Below are 21,211 nucleotides of genomic sequence, written 5' to 3'. Positions count from 1 at the left end.
ACGCGGGAGGGATGCGATGTTCGAGACGATCAGGCTGACGACGGATCCGCGCGGGGTGGCGAGCCTGACGCTGGCGCGGCCCGAGAAGCACAACGCCCTCTCGGCGCAGATGATCGTCGAGCTGACCGAGGCGGCGGAGACCCTTGGCGCCGATCCTGCGGTGCGCGTCGTCCTGCTCGAGGCCGAGGGCGAGAGCTTCTGCGCCGGTGGCGATCTCGGCTGGATGCGGGCGCAGATGCAGGCCGATGCCGCGACCCGCGCTGCCGAGGCGCAGAAGCTCGCGCTGATGCTGCGCGCCCTGAACGAACTCCCGAAGCCGCTGATCGCCCGGGTGCAGGGGCAGGCCTTCGGCGGCGGGCTCGGGCTGATCTCGGTCTGCGATCTGGCGCTGGGGGCCAGTTCGGCGCGTTTCGGGCTGACCGAGGTGCGGCTGGGGCTGATCCCCGCCACCATCGCGCCTTACGTGCTGGCCCGGATCGGCGAGGCGATGGCGCGGCGCATCGCGCTTTCGGGGCGGCTCATCGACGCAGAGGAAGCGATGCGGCTCGGCTTCCTCTCCCGCGTGCTGCCGCCCGCCGAGCTTTCGGCGGCAGTCGAGGCCGAGGTCGCGCCCTTCCTCGCCGCCGCCCCCGGGGCGGTGGCCGAGACCAAGGCGCTGCTGCGCCGGCTTTCCCCCCCGCCGGCGCTCGACGCCACCAGCGCGGCCCTCGTCCGGCGCTGGGAAAGCGCCGAGGCCGCCGAGGGAGTCGCGGCCTTCTTCGCGCGCCGCCGACCCGGCTGGAGCGGCTGAGCCCGACTCGCCCGGTTTGCAATTCCGCTCTGCCTGCGGCGCATTGCTGCAACTGCGAAATTTCAGTTCACCATTGCATACCAATGCGATAACAGCGCGTGGCGCAGCGGTGTTTTGTCGCGACCTTCGGTTGACCCCGACGGGGGCGAGGAGTAAACGGTGCGCAGCACGTGATCGCCTGCGCCCCCCTGTCCGGAGGCCAGCCGCCAGCCGAAGGAGCCGCTCATGGACGATCTTCTCCGAGAGTTTCTTCCCATCCTCATCCTCACGGCGCTGGCGGGCGGGCTCGGGCTTGTCCTGATGCTGTCGGCCATCGTCATCGCCGTGCGCAATCCGGACCCGGAAAAGGTCTCGGCCTATGAGTGCGGGTTCAACGCCTTCGACGACGCACGGATGAAATTCGAGGTGCGCTTCTACCTCGTTTCCATCCTGTTCATCATCTTCGACCTGGAAGTGGCCTTCCTCTTCCCTTGGGCGGTCGCCTTCGGTGAAGTGTCGATGACGGCCTTCTGGTCGATGATGGCCTTCCTCGGGGTGCTGACGGTGGGCTTTGCCTATGAATGGAAGAAGGGGGCACTCGAATGGCAGTGATGGCGGGCGCCAATACGGCGGGGGTCGATCTCGACCACTCGACCGCCGGCCTGAACCGTGAGCTGCAGGACAAGGGTTTCCTGCTGACCACGACCGAGGATCTGATCAACTGGGCGCGCACCGGCTCGCTGCACTGGATGACCTTCGGTCTGGCCTGCTGCGCGGTCGAGATGATGCACACCTCGATGCCGCGCTACGACGTCGAACGCTTCGGCGTGGCGCCGCGCGCCTCGCCGCGTCAGTCCGACGTGATGATCGTCGCCGGCACGCTGACCAACAAGATGGCCCCGGCCCTGCGCAAGGTCTATGACCAGATGCCCGAGCCGCGCTACGTGATCTCGATGGGCTCCTGCGCCAATGGCGGGGGCTACTATCACTACAGCTATTCCGTGGTGCGCGGCTGCGACCGGATCGTGCCGGTCGACATCTACGTCCCGGGCTGCCCCCCGACCGCCGAGGCGCTGCTCTACGGCATCCTGCAGTTGCAGCGGAAGATCCGCCGCACCGGCACCATCACCCGCTGAAGGAGGCGCGCATGTCCGACGCCCTGAAGGAACTCGCCGCCCATATCGAGCAGCGCCAGCCGCAGGCGGTGCTGTCCGCGCGCATCAGCCATGGCGAGCTGACGCTCGAGGTGGCGGCCGCGCATCTGGTGGCCCTGACCGAGTTCCTGAAGACCGACGGCACATGCCGCTTCTCCAGCCTCGTCGACATCACCGCGATCGACCATCCCGAACGCCCGGCGCGCTTCGTCATGGTCTACCACTTCCTGTCGATGTACCAGAACCACCGGATCCGGCTGCGGGTGAACCTGCGCGAGGACGAGATGATGCCGTCGATCTCGCGCGTGCATCCTTCCGCCAACTGGTTCGAGCGCGAGGTGTTCGACATGTTCGGCATCCTCTTCACCGGCCATCCGGACCTGCGCCGCATCCTGACCGACTACGGTTTCCGCGGCCATCCGCTGCGCAAGGACTTCCCGACCACCGGCTACACCGAGGTCCGCTACGACGAGGCGCAGAAGCGCGTTGTCTACGAGCCCGTCAGCCTGGTGCAGGAATACCGCCAGTTCGACTTCCTTTCGCCCTGGGAAGGGGCGACCTATATCCTGCCCGGCGACGACAAGGCGAAGGCATGATCCGCATGATGTCCCCGCTCGCCCCGCGCTCCGATGCTCCCCTGCCCAAGGCAGGCAACTCCGAGGGTCTCGCCTGATGGATACCCAGTTCGACGACGCCCTGACGGGCGAGCAGAAGATCCGCAACTTCAACATCAACTTCGGCCCGCAACACCCTGCGGCGCACGGGGTGCTGCGTCTGGTGCTGGAGCTGGACGGCGAGATCGTGGAACGCTGCGATCCGCATATCGGCCTCCTGCACCGCGGCACCGAAAAGCTGATGGAAAGCCGGACCTATCTGCAGAACCTGCCCTATTTCGACCGGCTGGACTATGTGGCGCCGATGAACCAGGAACATGCCTGGTGCCTCGCGATCGAGAAGCTGACCGGCACCGTGGTGCCGCGCCGCGCCAGCCTGATCCGGGTGCTGTTCTCGGAGATCGGCCGCATCCTGAACCACCTGATGAACGTCACCACCCAGGCGATGGACGTCGGCGCGCTGACCCCGCCGCTCTGGGGCTTCACCGCCCGCGAAGAGCTGATGGTGTTCTACGAACGCGCCTCGGGCGCCCGTCTTCACGCCGCCTATTTCCGTCCGGGCGGGGTGCATCAGGACCTGCCGCCGAAGCTGATCGACGACATCGACACCTGGTGCGAGACCTTCCCGACGCTGCTCGACAACATCGAGGGCCTGCTGAACGAGAACCGCATCTTCAAGCAGCGCAACGCCGACATCGGCGTGGTGACGGAAAAGGACATCCTCGACTGGGGCTTCTCCGGCGTCATGGTGCGCGGCTCGGGCTTCGCCTGGGACCTGCGGCGTTCGCAGCCCTACGAATGCTATTCGGAACTCGACTTCCAGATCCCGGTCGGCAAGAACGGCGACTGCTACGACCGCTATCTCTGCCGCATGGCCGAGATGCGCGAGTCGCTCAAGATCATCAAGCAGGTCATCGCCAAGCTGCGGGTGGAGCCCGGCGACGTGCTGGCCCGCGGCAAGATCACCCCGCCGCCGCGCGGCGAGATGAAGACCTCGATGGAAGCGCTGATCCATCACTTCAAGCTCTACACCGAAGGCTTCCACGTGCCGGAGGGCGAGATCTACGCCGCCGTCGAGGCCCCGAAGGGCGAGTTCGGCGTCTACCTGGTCGCCGACGGCACCAACAAGCCCTACCGCGCCAAGATCCGCGCCCCGGGCTTCCTGCACCTTCAGGCCATGGACCATATCTCCAAGGGCCACCAGCTCGCCGATGTCGCGGCCATCATCGGTACGCTCGACATCGTCTTCGGGGAGATCGACCGCTAATGCTTCGCCGTCTGCATCACGACCAGCCCGCCAGTTTCGCCTTCACCCCGGCGAACCTCGAATGGGCCGAGGGTCAGATCTCGAAATACCCCGAGGGCCGTCAGGCCTCGGCCATCATCCCGCTCCTCTGGCGTGCGCAAGAGCAGGAGGGTTGGCTGACCCGCAAGGCGATCGAGACCGTCGCCGACATGCTCGGCATGGCCTATATCCGCGCGCTGGAAGTGGCGACCTTCTACTTCATGTTCCAGCTCCAGCCGGTCGGCTCGGTGGCGCATGTCCAGATCTGCGGCACCACCTCCTGCATGATCTGCGGCGCCGAGGATCTGATCCGCGTCTGCAAGGAAAAGATCGCGCCGAAGGCGCATCAGCTCTCGGCGGATGGCAGGTTCTCGTGGGAAGAGGTCGAATGCCTCGGGGCCTGCGCCAACGCGCCGATGGCCCAGATCGGCAAGGATTATTACGAGGATCTCACCGCCGAGGTGCTCTCGAACCTGATCGACCGCTTCTCGGCGGGCGAGGTTCCGGTGCCCGGCCCGCAGAACGGCCGCTACGCCTCCGAGCCGCTGTCGGGGCTGACCAGCCTCGAAGCCCATGCCGAGGGCCGTCACCGCCACAACGCCTCGGTCCAGCTGGCGACCGATATCGGCGACACGGTGAAGCGGATCGACGGCACCGAAGTGCCGATCCTCACCCCCTGGCGCAAGCCGGCGGTGCATGAGGCGACCGGCGCGGCGCAGGAGCCGACCCCCGGCGCGGGCGAGACGATCGACAAGACCGGCATCTCCGTGCAGGAGGCCGAGGCCGTGAAGAAGGGCCGTCCGGCCTCCGAAGGCGTCGCCACCGGCGGCACCGCCACGGCGGAGCCCGGGGCCCCGGCAGCCGACGACGCGCCGAAGACGGACGGTTGATGAAGGGCGCTCCCGACCCCGAGCGGCATCTGGCGAACCAGGCGCGGCTCGTGGCCATCGTGCTGGTAGTGACGATGGTGCTGTGGATGGGGGCGCAATGGCTGGGAAGCGTGCTGGGCTGGGAAGCCCGCTATGTCTTCCTGTTCGATCTGGCCGCGCTGGCCGGGTTCATATGGGCGCTGGTGGTAACCTGGCGGATCTGGCGCAGACGCCAGGGCAAATGAGGACGACGCGATGCTGAAAGATCAGGACCGGATCTTCACGAACCTCTACGGGATGCATGACCGCAGCCTGAAGGGCGCTCTGGCGCGCGGGCATTGGGACGGCACGGCGAACCTTCTGGCGCTCGGCCGCGACAAGCTGATCGACATGGTGAAGGCCTCGGGCCTGCGCGGTCGCGGCGGCGCGGGCTTCCCGACCGGGCTGAAGTGGTCCTTCATGCCCAAGCAGTCCGACGGCCGCCCCTCCTATCTGGTGGTGAACGCCGACGAATCCGAACCGGGCACCTGCAAGGACCGCGAGATCATGCGCCACGACCCGCACACGCTGGTCGAAGGCTGCCTGATCGCCGGTTTCGCGATGAACGCGGTGGCGGGCTACATCTACATCCGCGGCGAATACATCCGCGAGCGCGAGGCGCTGCAGCGCGCCATCGACGAGGCCTATGACGCGGGCTATCTCGGCAAGAACGCCTGCGGCTCGGGCTACGACTACGATCTCTACCTGCACCACGGGGCAGGGGCCTATATCTGCGGCGAGGAAACCGCGCTCTTGGAAAGCCTCGAAGGCAAGAAGGGCATGCCGCGGATGAAGCCGCCGTTCCCGGCCGGTTCGGGCCTCTACGGCTGCCCGACCACGGTGAACAACGTCGAATCCATCGCCGTGGTCCCGACCATCCTGCGCCGCGGGCCGGAGTGGTTCTCGGGCTTCGGCCGGCCGAACAACGCCGGCACCAAGCTCTTCGGCATCTCGGGCCATGTGAACAACCCCTGCGTCGTCGAAGAGGCCATGTCGATCTCGCTGCGCGAGCTGCTCGACCGGCATTGCGGCGGTGTGCGCGGCGGCTGGAAGAACATCAAGGCGGTGATCCCCGGCGGCTCCTCGGTGCCGATGCTGAACGCGGCGCAATGCGAGGATGCGATCATGGATTTCGACTGGCTGCGCGAGCAGAAGTCGGGTCTGGGCACCGCGGCCGTCATCGTGATGGATCAGTCCACCGATGTCATCAAGGCGATCTGGCGGCTGTCGAAGTTCTACAAGCACGAAAGCTGCGGCCAGTGCACCCCCTGCCGCGAAGGCACCGGCTGGATGATGCGCGTCATGGACCGGCTGGTGAAAGGCGAGGCGGAGGTCGAGGAGATCGACATGCTGCTGAGCGTCACGAAGCAGGTCGAAGGCCACACCATCTGCGCCTTGGGCGACGCGGCGGCCTGGCCGATCCAGGGCCTCGTTCGGCATTTCCGCGACGAGATCGAGGACCGCATCAAGGCGAAACGGACCGGACGCATGGGCGCCATGGCGGCGGAGTAGGCAGGGTGCGGGCAGCGGTGCTCATCGGTCTGGTCGGGGCAGGGGCTCTCTCGGCCTGCGGCGCTCCCCAGACGGGCGGGCCGCAGCCGACGGCTGCCGCGCAGCTGCCGGTGACGCTGGACGGCGCCGCCTATCTGGCCGAGCTGCGCCCCGGCGCGGCCGGAGAGATGGTGACGGCCGTCGGCGCGCGCCCGACGCGCGGGCTTACGGTGGCCGTGACCCGCAGCGGCGCGCCGCTGCATTACAGCGACGGCGCACCGGCCAAGACGGTCGCCGAACGGGCCTGCGCCGACAGCGGCCGCCGCTTCAACCCCGCGGCCATCGGCCGGGTCACCGGGGCGGGCGTGTGGAGCTTCGCGGGGGCCTGCGCATGACACAACGGAACAACAGCCTGCCGGCCTTGCCGGCAGCGAACCATCGCGGCGGAGTAAGCTGATGAGCACCCTCAAGAAGATCATCATCGACGGCGTCGAGGTCGAGGTGGATGCCGCCATGACGCTGATCCAGGCCTGCGAGCAGGCCGGGATCGAGATCCCGCGTTTCTGCTACCACGAGCGGCTGACCATCGCCGGCAACTGCCGCATGTGTCTGGTCGAGGTCGTGGGCGGCCCGCCGAAGCCGACCGCCTCCTGCGCCATGCAGGTGCGCGACCTGCGTCCCGGCCCCAACGGCGAGCCGCCGGTGGTCAAGACCAACTCGCCCATGGTGAAGAAGGCCCGCGAGGGGGTGATGGAGTTCCTGCTCATCAACCACCCGCTCGACTGCCCGATCTGCGACCAGGGCGGCGAATGCGACCTGCAGGATCAGGCGATGGCTTACGGCGTCGATTTCAGCCGCTACCGCGAGCCGAAGCGCGCCACCGAGAACCTGAACCTCGGCCCGCTGGTCGCCACCCAGATGACCCGCTGCATCTCCTGCACCCGCTGCGTCCGCTTCACCACCGAGGTGGCGGGCATCACCCAGATGGGCCAGACCGGGCGCGGCGAGGACTCCGAGATCACCAGCTATCTGAACGAGACGCTGGATTCGAACCTGCAGGGCAACATCATCGACCTCTGCCCGGTCGGCGCCCTGACCTCGAAACCCTATGCCTTCACCGCCCGCCCGTGGGAGCTGCGCAAGACCGAGACCATCGACGTGATGGACGCGCTCGGCTCCAACATCCGGGTTGACGCCAAGGGCCGCGAAGTGATGCGCATCCTGCCGCGCAACCATGACGGCGTGAACGAGGAGTGGATCTCGGACAAGACCCGCTTCGTCTGGGATGGCCTGCGCCGCCAGCGGCTCGACACGCCCTATATCCGCGAGAACGGCCGCCTGCGCAAAGCGGGCTGGGCCGAGGCTCTGACCGTCGCCGCCAAGGCGATGCAGGGCCGCAAGGTCGCCGGTCTGGTCGGTGATCTCGCCCCGGTCGAAGCCGCCTATGCGCTGAAGCAGCTGGTCGAGGGTCTCGGCGGCCGCGTCGAATGCCGCACCGACGGCGCGCGCCTGCCTGCCGGCAACCGCGCCGCCTATGTCGGCACCGCTACCATCGAGGATATCGACACCGCCGGCCACATCCTGCTGGTCGGCGCCAACCCGCGGCTCGAGGCGGCGGTGCTGAACGCCCGCATCCGCAAGGCCTGGCTGAACGGCGCCACCGTCGGCCTGATCGGCGCCGCGGCGGATCTGACCTATGACTACACCCATTACGGGACCGACCGCGCCACGCTGGTCCGTCTCGCCTCCGAGCCGGTGAATCCGGACGTGAAGGGTCCGGGCGTGGTGATCGTCGGGCAGGGCGCGCTGACCGAGGCCGATGGCGAGGCCGTTCTGGCCCAGGCCCAGGCCTTCGCCGCGGCCTATGACGCGAAACTGCTGGTGCTGCACTCCGCCGCTGCCCGTGTCGGCGCGATGGATGTCGGCGCCGTCACCGAAGGCGGGCTGACCGCCGCGCTCGATGGGGCCGAGGTGATCTACAACCTCGGCGCCGACGAGGTGGAGATCGCCGCCGGCGCCTTCGTCATCTACCAGGGCAGCCACGGCGACCGCGGCGCGCATCGCGCCGACCTGATCCTGCCGGCCGCCGCCTATACCGAGGAGAACGGCCTCTTCGTCAACACCGAGGGCCGGCCGCAGCTGGCGTTCCGCGCCGGCACGCCTCCGGGCGAGGCGAAGGAGAACTGGGCGATCCTGCGCGCGCTCTCCGCCGAGCTCGGCGCGACGCTGCCCTTCGACAGCCTCGCCGCGCTGCGCCGGGCGCTGGTTTCGGCCGTCCCGCACCTTGGCCGGATCGACGAGGTTCCGGTGAACGAAGGCCCGGCGCTGGAACTGCGCGCCCCCGGTCAGGCCGATTTCCGCACCGCGGTGCGCGACTACTACCTGACCAACCCGATCGCCCGCGCCTCGGCGCTGATGGGCGAGCTGTCGGCCAATGCGGCGGAGCGGGCGAAAGCCCCGCTCGCCGACGAGTGACCGCATGAAAGCCCCGGTCGCCCTCGCCGCCCCTCTCGGACTCGCCCTGGCGAGCCTGATGGGCTGCGCGGCCGCGGCTCCGGTCGACGAGACGCCGATCTACAAAGGCGCCGAGACGCTTGCGCTGGATGACGAGCTGGTGAACGTCCGGGTGACGCTGAAGGGCGGCCGCGGCGCCGCCGACATAGACGCCTACAGCCGTTGCGCCGTCGCGCATCATGCGCAGGCCGGCGGCTACGGTTTTGCCCGCCACCTGCGCACAAATGTCGCACAACAGGGTGGCCTTTGGCGCGGCGATGCGGTTTACACCGTCTCGTCCGAACGGCCCCGCGGGCTGAAGACAATCGACGCCGCCGCGACCCTGCGCGATTGCGGCGAACAGGGAATACCGACGATATGAGCGGCTTGAGGGACACGAGGCATCATGGCTGATTTTCTGCAAACCGGGCTGGGGATCACGCTGCTGATGGCGGCGCAGGGGCTTCTGGTCATCGCCTTCGTGATGATCTCGCTGCTGTTCCTCGTCTATGGCGACCGCAAGATCTGGGCTGCCGTGCAGATGCGGCGCGGCCCGAACGTCGTCGGCGTCTTCGGCCTGCTGCAGACCGTGGCCGACGCCGCGAAATACGTCTTCAAGGAGGTCGTGATCCCCGCCGGCGTCGACCGGCCGGTGTTCTTCCTCGCGCCGCTGGTCAGCTTCGTGCTGGCCATCCTCGCCTGGGCGGTGATCCCGTTCTCCGACGGCTGGGTGCTGTCGAACATCAACGTGGCCATCCTCTTCGTCTTCGCCACCTCCTCGCTCGAGGTCTACGGCGTGATCATGGGCGGCTGGGCCTCGAACTCGAAATATCCCTTCCTCGGCTCGCTGCGCTCCGCCGCGCAGATGATCTCCTACGAGGTCAGCCTCGGCCTGATCATCGTCGGCATCATCATCTCGACCGGCTCGATGAACTTCAGCCATATCGTCGATGCGCAGCGTGGCGACTTCGGCCTGTTCAACTGGTACTGGCTGCCGCACCTGCCGATGGTGGCGCTGTTCTTCATCTCGGCGCTGGCCGAGACCAACCGCCCGCCCTTCGACCTGCCGGAAGCGGAATCAGAACTCGTCGCCGGTTTCCAGGTGGAATACTCCTCCACCCCGTTCCTCCTGTTCATGGCCGGCGAGTACATCGCCATCTTCCTGATGTGCGCCCTGATGAGCCTCCTGTTCTTCGGCGGCTGGCTGTCGCCGATCCCCGGCCTGCCCGACGGCGCGCTGTGGATGGTCGGCAAGATGGCCTTCTTCTTCTTCATGTTCGCGATGGTGAAGGCCATCGTGCCGCGCTACCGCTACGACCAGCTGATGCGGATCGGCTGGAAGGTCTTCCTGCCGATGAGCCTCGGCTGGGTCGTGCTGGTGTCGTTCCTTGCGAAATTCGAAGTGCTCGGCGGCTTCTGGGCCCGCTGGGCGGTGGGAGGCTGATATGGGTCAGAACCGCGCAATCGACTACGGCCGGGCGGCCAAGTACTTCCTGCTGTTCGACTTCTTCAAGGGCTTCGGCCTCGGGCTGAAGTATTTCTTCGCCCCGAAGGAGACGATCAACTACCCGCACGAGAAAGGCCCGCTGAGCCCCCGCTTCCGCGGCGAGCACGCGCTGCGCCGCTATCCCAACGGGGAAGAGCGCTGCATCGCCTGCAAGCTCTGCGAGGCGGTCTGCCCGGCGCAGGCCATCACCATCGACGCCGAACCGCGCGAGGACGGCAGCCGCCGCACCACGCGCTACGACATCGACATGACGAAATGCATCTACTGCGGTTTCTGCCAGGAGGCCTGCCCGGTCGACGCCATCGTCGAGGGGCCGAACTTCGAATTCTCGACCGAGACCCGCGAAGAGCTGTTCTACGACAAGGAAAAGCTGCTCGACAACGGCGCGCGCTGGGAATCCGAGATCGCCCGCAACCTCGAGCTGGACGCGCCCTACAGATGACCGACGATCTCACCCGGATGTTCAAGGCGATGATGGAGCAGAGCCAGGAGATGGCCCGCGCCTTCAACCCCACGCTGGAGAACTTCCAGGTGAAGGGCTTCGAAAAGCTGATCCCCACCCTGTCGAAGGACATGATGGAGATGTGGTTCGGCAAGACCTTCAACCGCGAGGGGCTCGACGCCCGGACCCGGCTTCTGGTCACCGTCGCCGCGCTGACGGTGCTCGGCGCCCAGGCCGAGCCGCAGATGCGCCTCACCATCCGCCACGCGCTCGCCGCGGGGGCCACCAAACGCGAGATCGCCGAAGTGATCTATCAGATGAGCATGTTCGGCGGCGTTCCCGCCATGCAGAAGGCGCTGGATATCGCCCAGGCCGTCTTTGCCGAGACCGAGGAGGAAAGCGAATGAGCATTGCCGATCTGGCCTTCTATGCCTTTGCCATCATGGGCGTCTCGGCGGCCGTGCTGGTGGTGATGTCGCGCAACATGGTGCATGCCGTGCTGTGGCTGATCCTGACCTTCCTGTCCTCCGCCGGGCTCTTCGTGCTCCTGGGCGCGGAATTCGTCGCCATGCTGCTGATCATCGTCTATGTCGGCGCGGTCGCGGTGCTGTTCCTCTTCGTGGTGATGATGCTCGACGTCGACTTCGAGGCGCTGAAGGGCGAGGTGGCGCGTTACATGCCGCTGGCCCTGCTGATGGGGATCATCATCCTGCTGCAGCTCAGCCTCGGCATCGGCGCCTGGATCGAGGCCGACACGGCGCGCGAGCTGCGCCAGGCCGTGACGCCGGACCCGCTGCAGATCGAGAACACCCGGGCGCTGGGTCTGCTGATCTACGACAAGTATCTCTACCTGTTCCAGATCGCCGGGCTGATCCTCCTCGTCGCGATGATCGGGGCCATCGTGCTCACGCTGCGCGAACGCAAGGACGTGAAGCGGCAGAACGTGCTGCACCAGATGTGGCGCGATCCGGCCGAGGCGATGGAGCTGAAGGACGTGAAGCCGGGGCAGGGGCTCTGACCCGGCCACAGGCCGGGGCGGTGGGGTGAAACCCCACCCTACGAAATACCGCGGGGCCTCTGCGCCCGGCGCCGACGGACAGACGAATAACGGGCGGATGACCCGGAGGGACGAAGAATGGTTGGAATTGAGCATTACCTGACGGTATCGGCGCTGCTGCTGGTGATCGGCATCTTCGGCATCTTCCTCAACCGGAAGAACGTCATCGTAATCCTGATGTCGATCGAGCTGATGCTGCTCTCGGTGAACATCAACCTCGTCGCCTTCTCGCATTTCCTCGGCGATCTGACGGGGCAGGTGTTCACCATGTTCGTGCTGACCGTGGCCGCCGCCGAGGCTGCCATCGGCCTCGCGATCCTCGTCACCTTCTTCCGCACCCGTGGCACCATCGACGTCGAAGACGTCAACGTGATGAAGGGCTGAGCGCACCATGGCAACGATCCTCCTCCTTGCGCCGCTGCTCGGCGCGCTGATCTGCGGCTTCGGCTGGCGCCTCATCGGCGAGCGGGCCGGGCAGGTCATCGCCACGGCGCTGGTCTTCCTCTCGGCTTTCCTCAGCTGGATCATCTTCTTCAGCCATGACGGCGTCACCGAACACGTCGTGCTGCTGCGCTGGATCGAGAGCGGCTCGCTCTCGACCGACTGGGGCATCCGGCTCGACCGTCTGACCGCGATCATGCTGGTGGTGGTGAACTCGGTCTCGGCGCTCGTGCATCTCTACAGCTTCGGCTACATGGCGCATGACGACAACTGGACGCATCACGAGCATTACAAGGCGCGCTTCTTCGCCTACCTGTCGTTCTTCACCTTCGCCATGCTCATGCTGGTGACCTCGGACAATCTCGTGCAGATGTTCTTCGGCTGGGAGTGCGTCGGCGTCGCCTCCTACCTGCTGATCGGCTTCTACTACCGCAAGCCCTCGGCCAATGCCGCGGCGATGAAGGCCTTCGTGGTCAACCGGGTCGGCGACTTCGGCTTCGCCCTCGGCATCTTCGCGCTGTTCTTCCTGGTGGATTCGATCCGTCTCGACGACGTCTTCGCCGCCGGGCCGATGCTGGCCGAGACCAACCTCACCTTCCTCTGGACCGAGTGGAATGCCGCCAACCTGATCGGCGTGCTCCTGTTCATCGGCGCCATGGGCAAATCGGCCCAACTCGGCCTGCACACCTGGCTGCCCGACGCGATGGAGGGCCCGACCCCGGTCTCGGCCCTGATCCACGCCGCCACCATGGTCACCGCCGGCGTCTTCCTCGTCTGCCGCATGTCGCCGCTCTACGAATACGCCCCCGACGCGCAAACCATGATCGTCGTGGTCGGCGCCACCACCGCCTTCTTCGCGGCGACCGTGGGTCTCGTGCAGAACGATATCAAGCGCGTCATCGCCTATTCGACCTGTTCGCAGCTCGGCTATATGTTCGTGGCCGCCGGCGTCGGCGTCTATTCGGTGGCGATGTTCCACCTCTTCACCCATGCCTTCTTCAAGGCGATGCTGTTCCTCGGCGCGGGCTCGGTGATCCATGCCATGCACCACGAGCAGGACATGCGGAACTACGGCGGTCTGCGCCACAAGATCCCGCTGACCTTCGCCGCGATGCTGATCGGCACGCTGGCCATCACCGGCGTCGGCATCCCCCTGACCCACATCGGCTTCGCCGGCTTCCTGTCGAAGGACGCGGTGATCGAGAGCGCCTGGGTCGGCTCGACCTATGCCTTCTGGATGCTGGTGATCGCGGCCTTCATGACCAGCTTCTACAGCTGGCGGCTGATGTTCCTCACCTTCTTCGGCAAGCCGCGCGGCGACCATCATGCGCATGACCACGCGCATGAAAGCCCGAAAGTGATGCTGATCCCGCTCGGCGTCCTCGCCCTCGGCGCGATCTTCTCGGGGATGGTCTGGTACAACTCCTTCTTCGGCGACGAGGCCAAGATGCGCTCCTGGTTCGGCATGCCCGCCGCGGCGGAACATCAGGCCGAAGCCGGGGCAGAGCATGGCGCGGAAGCCGTGGCCGAGGCTCCGGACGCAGCCGAAGCTCCCGCCGTGGCCGACACCGCGACCGAAGCACCGACCGTGGCCGATGCCGCAACCGAGGCGCCTGCCGAGGCCGAGCATCACGCCGCCGCTCCGGTGCAGGGCGCGCTCTTCATCGGGCCGGAGAACCACGTGATCCACGCCGCGCATGAGGCGCCGGTCTGGGTCAAGGTCTCGCCCTTCGTCGCGATGGTCCTGGGTCTGGCGCTGGCCTATCAGTTCTACATCCGCAACCCGAGCCTGCCGGGTCGTCTCGCGGCCAACCAGCGCCCGCTCTACCTGTTCTTCCTGAACAAGTGGTATTTCGACGAGCTCTATGACGTGGTCTTCGTCCGTTCCGCCAAGTGGCTCGGCCGCTTCCTGTGGAAGCGCGGCGACGGCAATGTCATCGACGGCACCATCAACGGGCTGGCACTGGGCTTCATCCCGATGCTCACCCGTCTCACGGGCAGGGCGCAGTCCGGCTACATCTTCCACTACGCTTTTGCCATGTTCCTCGGCATCGCGATCCTCATCACCTGGATGACGCTCTCGGGGGGCGCGCACTAATGGAAAACCTGCTTTCCATCATCACCTTCATCCCGCTGGTCGCAGCCCTCATCCTGGCGCTGTTCCTGCGGGGCGAGGATGCCGCCGCCCAGCGGAACGCGAAATGGCTGGCGCTCCTGGCCACCACGGCGACCTTCCTCGTCTCGCTGTTCCTGCTCTCTGGCTTCGATCCGCAGAACACCGATTTCCAGTTCGTCGAAACCTATGACTGGATCCTCGGCCTGAAGTACAAGATGGGCGTCGACGGCATCTCGGTGCTGTTCGTCATGCTCACCACCGCGCTCATGCCCATCACCATCGCTGCCTGCTGGACGGTCGAGGTGCGGGTCAAGGAATACATGATCGCCTTCCTCGTGCTGGAAAGCCTGATGCTCGGCGTGTTCTGCGCGCTCGACATGGTGCTGTTCTACATCTTCTTCGAGGCCGGGCTGATCCCGATGTTCCTGATCATCGGCATCTGGGGCGGCAAGGACCGGATCTATGCCGCGTTCAAGTTCTTCCTCTACACCTTCCTCGGCTCGGTGCTGATGCTGGTGGCGATGGTCGCCATGTATTTCGACGCCGGCACCACCGACATCCCGACGCTGATGGCGCATGAGTTCTCCTCGGGCACCATGAGCATCGCCGGCTTCCAGATCGTCGGCGGGCTGCAGACGCTGCTGTTCCTCGCCTTCTTCGCCAGCTTCGCGGTGAAGATGCCGATGTGGCCGGTGCACACCTGGCTGCCCGACGCCCACGTTCAGGCACCGACGGCGGGCTCGGTCGTGCTGGCCGCGATCCTGCTGAAGATGGGCGGCTACGGCTTCCTGCGCTTCTCGCTGCCGATGTTCCCGATCGGCGCAGACCTGCTGTCGCCGCTGGTGCTGTGGATGAGCGCCATCGCCATCGTCTACACCTCGCTCGTCGCGCTGGCGCAGAGCGACATGAAGAAGCTGATCGCCTATTCCTCGGTCGCCCACATGGGTTACGTGACGATGGGCATCTTCGCCGGCAACCAGCAGGGCGTCGACGGCGCGATCTTCCAGATGATCTCGCACGGCTTCATCTCGGGCGCGCTCTTCCTTCTGGTCGGCGTGATCTACGACCGCATGCACACCCGCGAGATCGACGCCTACGGCGGCCTCGTGAACCGCATGCCGGTCTATGCGCTGATGTTCATGTTCTTCACCATGGCCAACGTCGGTCTGCCCGGCACCTCCGGCTTCATCGGTGAATTCCTGACGCTGATGGGCATCTTCCAGGTCAACACCTGGGTCGCCGCCGTGGCCACCTCGGGGGTGATCCTCTCGGCGGCCTATGCGCTCTGGCTCTATCGCCGGGTGGTCTTCGGCCAGCTGGTCAAGGAAAGCCTGCTGACCATCAAGGACATGGACCGCCGCGAGCGGGCGATCTTCGCGCCCTTGGTGGTGATGACCCTGCTGCTGGGCGTCTATCCCAGCCTCGTGACCGATATCATTGGCCCCTCCGTGGCCAAGCTGACGACCGACTACCAGGCCGCGATACCTGCCGCTCCGGCATCGCAACTGGCCATGCATTGAGGGACGCAAGATGACCGCTGCCGATTTCTCGACCGTCCTTCCCGAGGTCATCCTCGCCATCTACGCCATGCTGGCGCTGCTCTTCGGCGTCTACACCGGCAAGGACAAGGCGGCGCCGATGCTGGTCTGGGCCACCGCCGGGCTGATGCTGGCGCTGGCGATCTGGATCGGCCTCAGCCGTGACGGAGACCATATCGCCTTCGGCGGCATGTTCACCGACGACGCCTTCGCCCGCTACGCCAAGGTGACGATCCTCGTCTCCGCCGCCGCCGTTCTGGCGCTGGGGCAGGATTACATGAGCCGCCGCGACCTTCTGCGCTTCGAATTCCCGATCCTCGTCAGCCTCTCGGTCGTCGGCATGATGCTGATGGTTTCGGCGGGCGACCTGATCGCGCTCTACATGGGTCTCGAACTGCAGAGCCTCGGCCTCTACGTCGTGGCCTCGCTGCGCCGCGACTCGGTGAAATCCACAGAAGCAGGCCTGAAATACTTCATCCTCGGCTCGCTGTCCTCGGGCCTGCTGCTCTACGGCATGTCGCTGGTCTACGGGTTCACCGGCACCACGCTGTTCGCGGGCATCCTCTCGACGCTGAACGCAGACATCCCGCTCGGCCTCCTGTTCGGCCTCGTCTTCATGCTCTCGGGCCTCGCCTTCAAGGTCTCGGCCGCGCCGTTCCACATGTGGACGCCGGATGTGTACGAAGGCTCGCCGACGCCGGTCACCGCCTTCTTCTCCACCGCGCCGAAAGTCGCCGCGATGGCGCTGATCGCCCGCGTGGTCTTCGACGCCTTCGGCGGCATCACCGCCGATTGGAGCCAGGTCCTTGCCGCCCTCGCCGTGGCCTCTATGTTCCTCGGCTCGGTTGCGGCGATCGGCCAGCGCGACATCAAGCGCCTGATGGCCTATTCCTCGATCGCGCACATGGGCTACGCCATGGTCGGCCTCGCCGCCGGCACGGTGGTCGGGGTGCAGGCGATGCTGATCTACATGGCGATCTACGTCACCATGAACATCGGCGCCTTCGCCTTCATCCTCTCGATGGAGAAGGAGGGTCGCCCCGTCACCACCATCGACAGCCTGAACATGTATGTCACGCGCGAGCCGATGCGGGCCTGGGCGATGCTGTTCCTGATGTTCAGCCTCGCCGGCGTGCCGCCCTTCCTCGGCTTCGCGGCCAAGCTCTCGGTGCTGCGCGCCGCGGTCGATGGCGGCATGGTCTGGCTGGCGCTCTTGGCGGTGATCGCCTCGGTCATCGGCGCCTACTACTACATCCGCATCGTCTACCTGATGTTCTTCGGCAAGGAGAACGAGGGCCTCGACGGCAAGATGGGGTCGGTGCAATGGCTCATGCTGATGGGCTCCGCGGCGATCATGCTTCTGGGGATGATCAACCTCTTCGGCATCGAGGGTCTGGCGGCGACGGCGGCGGAATCGCTTGTCCGCTGAGCCCTGGCCCGAGGGCGTTGCCCGCCATGTCCTCGACACGGTGGACAGCACCAACGCCTTCGCCGCCCGCCTCGCTCCCGACCTTTCGGGCCCCGCCTGGATCATGGCGGGGCTCCAGACCGCTGCGCGTGGCCGCCGGGGCCGGGCCTGGTCCAGCCCGCGCGGCAATTTCAGCGCCACGCTGATCCTGCGCCCGACCGAACGCCCCGAGATCGTCGCCCTGCGCTCCTTCGCGGCCGCCCTGGCGCTGCGCGACGCCTGCGTGGCGCTCACCGGCCTGCCGGACAGCTTCACCCTGAAATGGCCGAACGACGTGCTGTTGAACGGCGGCAAGCTCGCCGGCATCCTCTTGGAAAGCCTGGGGCAGGGCGCGCAGGTCCAGCATCTGGCCATCGGCATCGGCGTGAACCTGATCGCTGCCCCTGACCCCGCGCTGGTCGAGCCCGGCGCCCTGCGCCCGGTCAGCCTGCTCGGGGAAACCGGCCTGCGCATCACCCCCACGGCGCTGCTCGACGCGCTGGCCCCCGCCTATGCCCGCTGGGAGCAAGCCTTCACCACCCAGGGCTTCGCCCCGCTGCGCAACGCCTGGCTCGCCCATGCCGCGCGTCTGGGCGAGCCGATCCGCGCCCGCACCGGCCAGACCACCCGCGACGGCATCTTCGAGACGGTGGACGCCACCGGCGCTTTGGTGATGATGACCGCCGAGGGCCGCGTCGCGATTCCGGCCGCCGAAGTGTTCTTCTGAAAGGCTGCCCATGCTTCTCGCCATCGACTGTGGCAACACCAACACCGTCTTCTCGATCTGGGACGGCGCCGCCTTCGTCGCAACATGGCGCATCGCCACCGACCACAAGCGCACCGCGGATGAATACTTCGTCTGGCTCTCCAGCCTGATGGCGATGACGAAGACCGAGGCGCCGATCACCGAGGCGATCATCTCCTCCACCGTGCCGCGCGTCGTCTTCAACCTGCGCGTGCTCTGCAACCGCTATTACGACTGCCGCCCGCTGGTCGTCGGCAAGCCCGAATGCCGCCTGCCGGTCGCGCCCCGCGTCGATCAGGGCACCACCGTCGGCCCCGACCGGCTGGTGAACACCGTCGCCGGCTTCCATGCCCATGGCGGCAATCTCATCGTGGTCGATTTCGGCACCGCCACCACCTTCGACGTGGTGGATGCGGACGGCGCCTATATCGGCGGGGTCATCGCGCCCGGCGTGAACCTCAGCCTCGAAGCGCTGCATATGTCGGCAGCGGCGCTGCCACACGTCGATGTCACCCGCCCGCAGCACGCCATCGGCACGAATACGGTGGCCTGCATGCAGTCCGGGGTGTATTGGGGCTATATCGGCCTCGTTGAAGGCATCGTGCGCCAGATCCGGATGGAGCGCGAAAGCCCGATGAAGGTCATCGCAACAGGGGGCCTGGCACCCTTATTCGACCAGGGATTCAATCTCTTCGACAAGGTGGAGGACGATCTGACCATGCAGGGTCTCGTCCTCATCCACCGTTACAACAAGGAAACGGAATGAACACGAACCGACTGATCTACCTTCCCCTCGGCGGCGCGGGCGAGATCGGGATGAACTGCTATGTCTACGGCTACGGGCCGGAGGACAAGGAACGCCTGATCGTCGTCGATCTCGGCGTCACCTTCCCCGACATGGACACGACGCCCGGCGTCGATCTCATCCTGCCCGACATCGCCTGGCTCGAGGCCCGCAAGGACCGGATCGAGGCGATCTTCATCACCCACGCGCATGAGGACCATATCGGCGCGCTCGGCCATCTCTGGCCGAAACTGAAGGCCAAGGTCTATGCCCGCCGCTTCACCGGCACCATCGGCAAGCTGAAGTTCGAGGAATACGGCCTGCCGACCGAGGCGATCAGCATCGTCGCCGCCCGCCCCGAGACCGTGACCGCAGGCCCGTTCGAAGTGCAATTCGTGCCCGTCAGCCACTCGATCCCGGAAAGCTCGGCGCTGGTCATCGACACGCCCGCGGGCCGCATCGTCCACTCCGGCGACTTCAAGCTCGACCGCTCGCCCATCGTCGGCGAGGCTTGGAGCGACGAGGCCTTCCGGGCCATCGCCGCCGAGAAGCCGGTCAAGGCGCTGATGTGCGACTCGACCAACGTCTTCTCGCTGCATCCCGGCCGGTCCGAGGCGACGCTGGCCGACCCGCTGCGCGACCTCATCAAGGGCGCGCGCGGCATGGTGGTGGCCACCACCTTCGCCTCCAACGTCGCCCGTCTGAAGACGCTGGCCGAGGCCGCCACCGCCGCCGGGCGCACTGTCTGCCTCCTGGGCCGCGCCATGCGCCGCATGGTGACGGCGGCGCAGGAAACCGGCGTCCTGCAGAACTTCCCGCGCACCGTCAGCCCGGAAGAGGCGCATGACATTCCGCGCGATCACCTGATGCTGATCGTCACCGGCTCGCAGGGCGAACGCCGGGCGGCCTCGGCGCAGCTGGCGCGTGGCAAGTATCTTGGGCTGGAGATGAAGGAGGGCGATCTCTTCCTCTTCTCCTCCAAGACCATCCCGGGCAACGAGCGCGGCGTGATCCGCATCATGAACTCCTTCTCCGAGATGGGGGTGGACATCATGGATGACGCGGGCGGGCTCTACCACGTCTCCGGCCACGCCAACCGTCCCGACCTCGAGGCCGTGCACACGCTGCTCTGGCCGCAGATGGTCATCCCGATGCATGGCGAGCACCGCCACCTGCGCGAACACGCGCGGATCGCCTCGGGCAAGGGGCTGACCTCGGATGTTGTGACCAACGGCATGATGGTCGACCTGACCCGCGGCATCGAAGTGGTGGAATATATCGAGACGGGTCGCACCTATCTCGACGGCTCCGTCCTCATCGGCGCCCGCGACGGCGTGGTGCGCGACCGGATCCGCATGGCGCTGAACGGCCATGCGCTGGCCACGGTGATCATGGACGAATCCGACGCGCCCCTGGGCGACGCTTGGGTCGAGCTGATGGGCCTGCCGGAGCGCGGCAAGACCGGCAAGCCGCTGGCCGAGACGCTGGAGAACCAGCTCGGCGAGTTCCTCTCGCGCGCCGGCGCCAAGGTGCTGCGCGACGATGACAAGCTCGACGAGGCGATCCGCCGGATCGTGCGTCAGGTCGCGATGGAAGAGATCGGCAAGAAGCCGGAAGTGACCGTGGTCGTCAGCCGCCTGATGGAGGGCTGACGACCACCGGCGGGTCAGTCGACCAGCGTCCCGGCCGCGCCGCCGATCAGCGCGCCGGGCGGTCCGGCGACAACCGCGCCGCCAAGGGCGCCGGTCGCGGCGCGTTCGGTGTCATTGCTGCCGCAGGCGGCAAGCAGCAGGGCGAGGGCGGGGGCAAGCAGGGCGAAGCGGGGCATGGCAGTGTCCTTTGCTGGGATATGTGACAGCCCAACGTCGTTTGCCCGCAATTGGTTCATCCCCGACGCAAGTTCTCTGGCCGGCTGCTCCGGTCCCCGCTCATGAAAAAGGTTTCGGAATGCTTAACGGCATTTCCGAAACCTTTTCATTTCAGTCGCTTGCGCGGATTTTCACGCGTGAAACGGGGCCCGTTCCACGCGGGTCGCCTCAGGCCTCCCCGGCATCCGCCAGGATCTCGCCCTCGTCTTCGGAGGCGGTCGCGGTCTCGATGCGGAAGCTGCGCAGGATGAAGTCCGGCACATGATCGCCCATGCCGACCACCCGGTCATTGCCGCCCTCGCGCCGGTCACGGCCCTGATCGCGCCCACCGCGGCGGTCATCACGCCCGCCCTCGCGGCGCGGAGCCCGCTCCTCGCGCGCCGGCCGCTCGTCCCGGGCAGGGCGGTCGTCGCGAGCCGCCCGCTCTTCGCGCGGCGCCCGCTCTTCCCGCACCGGCCGTTCTTCCCGAACCGGCGCCCGCTCCTCGCGAACCTCCGGCGTCGCCTCGGCCACGACCTCGGTCTGTTTCACGGGTTCCATCGACGCGGCCTC

Annotated in this window: 24 protein-coding genes and 1 pseudogene; 22 read left to right on the top strand and 3 right to left on the bottom strand. The window is 66.7% G+C overall.

What is annotated here, in order from left to right:
* Positions 1 to 16: 16 nt before the first annotated feature.
* Positions 17 to 790, top strand: a complete 774-nt coding sequence (locus C5F48_RS10415) for a crotonase/enoyl-CoA hydratase family protein (RefSeq protein WP_107663846.1) — start codon at positions 17 to 19, stop codon at positions 788 to 790.
* Between the two features lie 62 nt (positions 791 to 852).
* On the opposite strand, the gene C5F48_RS25685 is transcribed toward C5F48_RS10415, so the two are convergent.
* Positions 853 to 1,017, bottom strand: a complete 165-nt coding sequence (locus C5F48_RS25685; protein ID WP_170139650.1) for a hypothetical protein — start codon at positions 1,015 to 1,017, stop codon at positions 853 to 855.
* Here C5F48_RS25685 and C5F48_RS10410 point away from each other — a divergent pair.
* From C5F48_RS10410 to C5F48_RS10310, 21 genes are all read left to right on the top strand, one after another.
* The gene (locus tag C5F48_RS10410) at positions 1,016 to 1,381 is read left to right on the top strand and encodes an NADH-quinone oxidoreductase subunit A (RefSeq protein ID WP_107663845.1); all 366 of its coding nucleotides are present in this window, start codon (positions 1,016 to 1,018) and stop codon (positions 1,379 to 1,381) included. The genes C5F48_RS25685 and C5F48_RS10410 overlap by 2 nt on opposite strands.
* A complete protein-coding gene (locus C5F48_RS10405) occupies positions 1,372 to 1,905 on the top strand; it encodes a NuoB/complex I 20 kDa subunit family protein (RefSeq protein WP_107663844.1) in 534 nt (177 codons plus the stop codon). The genes C5F48_RS10410 and C5F48_RS10405 overlap by 10 nt, the downstream gene beginning before the upstream one ends.
* An 11-nt stretch (positions 1,906 to 1,916) precedes the next feature.
* On the top strand, positions 1,917 to 2,519 hold the full coding sequence (locus tag C5F48_RS10400; RefSeq protein WP_107663843.1) for an NADH-quinone oxidoreductase subunit C: 603 nt from the start codon (positions 1,917 to 1,919) through the stop codon (positions 2,517 to 2,519).
* Positions 2,520 to 2,595: 76 nt separating this feature from the next.
* Entirely contained in the window at positions 2,596 to 3,804 is a 1,209-nt protein-coding gene (locus C5F48_RS10395) for an NADH-quinone oxidoreductase subunit D (RefSeq protein WP_107663842.1), read from the top strand.
* Positions 3,804 to 4,712: an NADH-quinone oxidoreductase subunit NuoE gene (nuoE, locus tag C5F48_RS10390; protein WP_107663841.1), complete on the top strand. Its 909-nt coding sequence runs from the start codon at positions 3,804 to 3,806 to the stop codon at positions 4,710 to 4,712. The genes C5F48_RS10395 and nuoE overlap by 1 nt, the downstream gene beginning before the upstream one ends.
* Positions 4,712 to 4,936, top strand: a complete 225-nt coding sequence (locus C5F48_RS10385; RefSeq protein WP_107663840.1) for a DUF5337 domain-containing protein — start codon at positions 4,712 to 4,714, stop codon at positions 4,934 to 4,936. Before nuoE ends, C5F48_RS10385 begins: the two co-directional genes overlap by 1 nt.
* 10 nt (positions 4,937 to 4,946) lie before the next feature.
* Complete coding sequence (gene nuoF, locus C5F48_RS10380) at positions 4,947 to 6,242, top strand: NADH-quinone oxidoreductase subunit NuoF (protein WP_107663839.1); 1,296 nt, start codon at positions 4,947 to 4,949, stop codon at positions 6,240 to 6,242.
* A 5-nt stretch (positions 6,243 to 6,247) separates the two neighbouring features.
* Entirely contained in the window at positions 6,248 to 6,616 is a 369-nt protein-coding gene (locus C5F48_RS10375; protein ID WP_107663838.1) for a hypothetical protein, read from the top strand.
* 61 nt (positions 6,617 to 6,677) lie between these two features.
* Positions 6,678 to 8,696 carry an NADH-quinone oxidoreductase subunit NuoG gene (gene nuoG, locus C5F48_RS10370; protein ID WP_107663837.1) on the top strand — a complete coding sequence of 673 codons (2,019 nt, stop codon included), beginning with the start codon at positions 6,678 to 6,680 and terminating at the stop codon, positions 8,694 to 8,696.
* A 4-nt stretch (positions 8,697 to 8,700) separates the two neighbouring features.
* Positions 8,701 to 9,096 (top strand): YNQ4 family lipoprotein, encoded by a 396-nt coding sequence (locus C5F48_RS10365; RefSeq protein ID WP_107663836.1) that lies wholly within the window; start codon positions 8,701 to 8,703, stop codon positions 9,094 to 9,096.
* Positions 9,097 to 9,120: 24 nt separating this feature from the next.
* Positions 9,121 to 10,158, top strand: a complete 1,038-nt coding sequence (nuoH, locus tag C5F48_RS10360; protein WP_107663835.1) for an NADH-quinone oxidoreductase subunit NuoH — start codon at positions 9,121 to 9,123, stop codon at positions 10,156 to 10,158.
* A 1-nt stretch (position 10,159) separates the two neighbouring features.
* A complete protein-coding gene (gene nuoI / locus C5F48_RS10355) occupies positions 10,160 to 10,663 on the top strand; it encodes an NADH-quinone oxidoreductase subunit NuoI (RefSeq protein WP_107663834.1) in 504 nt (167 codons plus the stop codon).
* Positions 10,660 to 11,070, top strand: coding sequence for a carboxymuconolactone decarboxylase family protein (locus C5F48_RS10350; protein ID WP_107663833.1), 411 nt, complete (start codon positions 10,660 to 10,662; stop codon positions 11,068 to 11,070). The genes nuoI and C5F48_RS10350 overlap by 4 nt, the downstream gene beginning before the upstream one ends.
* Positions 11,067 to 11,681, top strand: a complete 615-nt coding sequence (locus tag C5F48_RS10345) for an NADH-quinone oxidoreductase subunit J (RefSeq protein WP_107663832.1) — start codon at positions 11,067 to 11,069, stop codon at positions 11,679 to 11,681. The genes C5F48_RS10350 and C5F48_RS10345 overlap by 4 nt, the downstream gene beginning before the upstream one ends.
* Before the next feature lie 117 nt (positions 11,682 to 11,798).
* The gene (gene nuoK, locus C5F48_RS10340; RefSeq protein ID WP_107663831.1) at positions 11,799 to 12,104 is read left to right on the top strand and encodes an NADH-quinone oxidoreductase subunit NuoK; all 306 of its coding nucleotides are present in this window, start codon (positions 11,799 to 11,801) and stop codon (positions 12,102 to 12,104) included.
* Positions 12,105 to 12,111: 7 nt separating this feature from the next.
* Positions 12,112 to 14,259: an NADH-quinone oxidoreductase subunit L gene (gene nuoL / locus C5F48_RS10335; protein ID WP_107663830.1), complete on the top strand. Its 2,148-nt coding sequence runs from the start codon at positions 12,112 to 12,114 to the stop codon at positions 14,257 to 14,259.
* Positions 14,259 to 15,797, top strand: coding sequence for an NADH-quinone oxidoreductase subunit M (locus C5F48_RS10330; protein ID WP_107663829.1), 1,539 nt, complete (start codon positions 14,259 to 14,261; stop codon positions 15,795 to 15,797). The genes nuoL and C5F48_RS10330 overlap by 1 nt, the downstream gene beginning before the upstream one ends.
* Before the next feature lie 10 nt (positions 15,798 to 15,807).
* Positions 15,808 to 17,244: an NADH-quinone oxidoreductase subunit NuoN gene (nuoN, locus tag C5F48_RS10325; protein WP_107663828.1), complete on the top strand. Its 1,437-nt coding sequence runs from the start codon at positions 15,808 to 15,810 to the stop codon at positions 17,242 to 17,244.
* Complete coding sequence (locus tag C5F48_RS10320; RefSeq protein WP_107663827.1) at positions 17,234 to 17,989, top strand: biotin--[acetyl-CoA-carboxylase] ligase; 756 nt, start codon at positions 17,234 to 17,236, stop codon at positions 17,987 to 17,989. Before nuoN ends, C5F48_RS10320 begins: the two co-directional genes overlap by 11 nt.
* Positions 17,990 to 17,999: 10 nt before the next feature.
* A complete protein-coding gene (locus C5F48_RS10315; RefSeq protein ID WP_107663826.1) occupies positions 18,000 to 18,773 on the top strand; it encodes a type III pantothenate kinase in 774 nt (257 codons plus the stop codon).
* The gene (locus C5F48_RS10310; protein WP_107663825.1) at positions 18,770 to 20,443 is read left to right on the top strand and encodes a ribonuclease J; all 1,674 of its coding nucleotides are present in this window, start codon (positions 18,770 to 18,772) and stop codon (positions 20,441 to 20,443) included. The genes C5F48_RS10315 and C5F48_RS10310 overlap by 4 nt, the downstream gene beginning before the upstream one ends.
* 14 nt (positions 20,444 to 20,457) lie before the next feature.
* On the opposite strand, the gene C5F48_RS25145 is transcribed toward C5F48_RS10310, so the two are convergent.
* Positions 20,458 to 20,619: a hypothetical protein gene (locus C5F48_RS25145; RefSeq protein ID WP_170139648.1), complete on the bottom strand. Its 162-nt coding sequence runs from the start codon at positions 20,617 to 20,619 to the stop codon at positions 20,458 to 20,460.
* A 208-nt stretch (positions 20,620 to 20,827) separates the two neighbouring features.
* Positions 20,828 to 21,211 (bottom strand): annotated as a pseudogene (locus tag C5F48_RS26035) (hypothetical protein); the annotation flags it as partial.

It is taken from the genome of Cereibacter changlensis JA139 (assembly GCF_003034985.1).
GTDB lineage: Bacteria > Pseudomonadota > Alphaproteobacteria > Rhodobacterales > Rhodobacteraceae > Cereibacter > Cereibacter changlensis.
This window is presented reverse-complemented; position numbering and strand designations above follow the sequence as displayed.

What these genes read in the sequence shown, in the direction of transcription:
- nuoI (WP_107663834.1), top strand. Translation starts at nt 10,160, where the DNA reads ATGGGTCAGAACCGCGCAATCGACTACGGCCGGGCGGCCAAGTACTTC.
- C5F48_RS10395 (WP_107663842.1), top strand. Translation starts at nt 2,596, where the DNA reads ATGGATACCCAGTTCGACGACGCCCTGACGGGCGAGCAGAAGATCCGC.
- C5F48_RS10405 (WP_107663844.1), top strand. Translation starts at nt 1,372, where the DNA reads ATGGCAGTGATGGCGGGCGCCAATACGGCGGGGGTCGATCTCGACCAC.
- C5F48_RS10345 (WP_107663832.1), top strand. Translation starts at nt 11,067, where the DNA reads ATGAGCATTGCCGATCTGGCCTTCTATGCCTTTGCCATCATGGGCGTC.
- C5F48_RS25685 (WP_170139650.1), bottom strand. Translation starts at nt 1,017, where the DNA reads ATGAGCGGCTCCTTCGGCTGGCGGCTGGCCTCCGGACAGGGGGGCGCA.
- nuoL (WP_107663830.1), top strand. Translation starts at nt 12,112, where the DNA reads ATGGCAACGATCCTCCTCCTTGCGCCGCTGCTCGGCGCGCTGATCTGC.
- C5F48_RS10315 (WP_107663826.1), top strand. Translation starts at nt 18,000, where the DNA reads ATGCTTCTCGCCATCGACTGTGGCAACACCAACACCGTCTTCTCGATC.
- nuoN (WP_107663828.1), top strand. Translation starts at nt 15,808, where the DNA reads ATGACCGCTGCCGATTTCTCGACCGTCCTTCCCGAGGTCATCCTCGCC.
- C5F48_RS10330 (WP_107663829.1), top strand. Translation starts at nt 14,259, where the DNA reads ATGGAAAACCTGCTTTCCATCATCACCTTCATCCCGCTGGTCGCAGCC.
- nuoE (WP_107663841.1), top strand. Translation starts at nt 3,804, where the DNA reads ATGCTTCGCCGTCTGCATCACGACCAGCCCGCCAGTTTCGCCTTCACC.
- C5F48_RS10310 (WP_107663825.1), top strand. Translation starts at nt 18,770, where the DNA reads ATGAACACGAACCGACTGATCTACCTTCCCCTCGGCGGCGCGGGCGAG.
- nuoF (WP_107663839.1), top strand. Translation starts at nt 4,947, where the DNA reads ATGCTGAAAGATCAGGACCGGATCTTCACGAACCTCTACGGGATGCAT.
- nuoK (WP_107663831.1), top strand. Translation starts at nt 11,799, where the DNA reads ATGGTTGGAATTGAGCATTACCTGACGGTATCGGCGCTGCTGCTGGTG.
- nuoG (WP_107663837.1), top strand. Translation starts at nt 6,678, where the DNA reads ATGAGCACCCTCAAGAAGATCATCATCGACGGCGTCGAGGTCGAGGTG.
- C5F48_RS10415 (WP_107663846.1), top strand. Translation starts at nt 17, where the DNA reads ATGTTCGAGACGATCAGGCTGACGACGGATCCGCGCGGGGTGGCGAGC.
- C5F48_RS25145 (WP_170139648.1), bottom strand. Translation starts at nt 20,619, where the DNA reads ATGCCCCGCTTCGCCCTGCTTGCCCCCGCCCTCGCCCTGCTGCTTGCC.
- nuoH (WP_107663835.1), top strand. Translation starts at nt 9,121, where the DNA reads ATGGCTGATTTTCTGCAAACCGGGCTGGGGATCACGCTGCTGATGGCG.
- C5F48_RS10400 (WP_107663843.1), top strand. Translation starts at nt 1,917, where the DNA reads ATGTCCGACGCCCTGAAGGAACTCGCCGCCCATATCGAGCAGCGCCAG.
- C5F48_RS10365 (WP_107663836.1), top strand. Translation starts at nt 8,701, where the DNA reads ATGAAAGCCCCGGTCGCCCTCGCCGCCCCTCTCGGACTCGCCCTGGCG.
- C5F48_RS10350 (WP_107663833.1), top strand. Translation starts at nt 10,660, where the DNA reads ATGACCGACGATCTCACCCGGATGTTCAAGGCGATGATGGAGCAGAGC.
- C5F48_RS10410 (WP_107663845.1), top strand. Translation starts at nt 1,016, where the DNA reads ATGGACGATCTTCTCCGAGAGTTTCTTCCCATCCTCATCCTCACGGCG.
- C5F48_RS10385 (WP_107663840.1), top strand. Translation starts at nt 4,712, where the DNA reads ATGAAGGGCGCTCCCGACCCCGAGCGGCATCTGGCGAACCAGGCGCGG.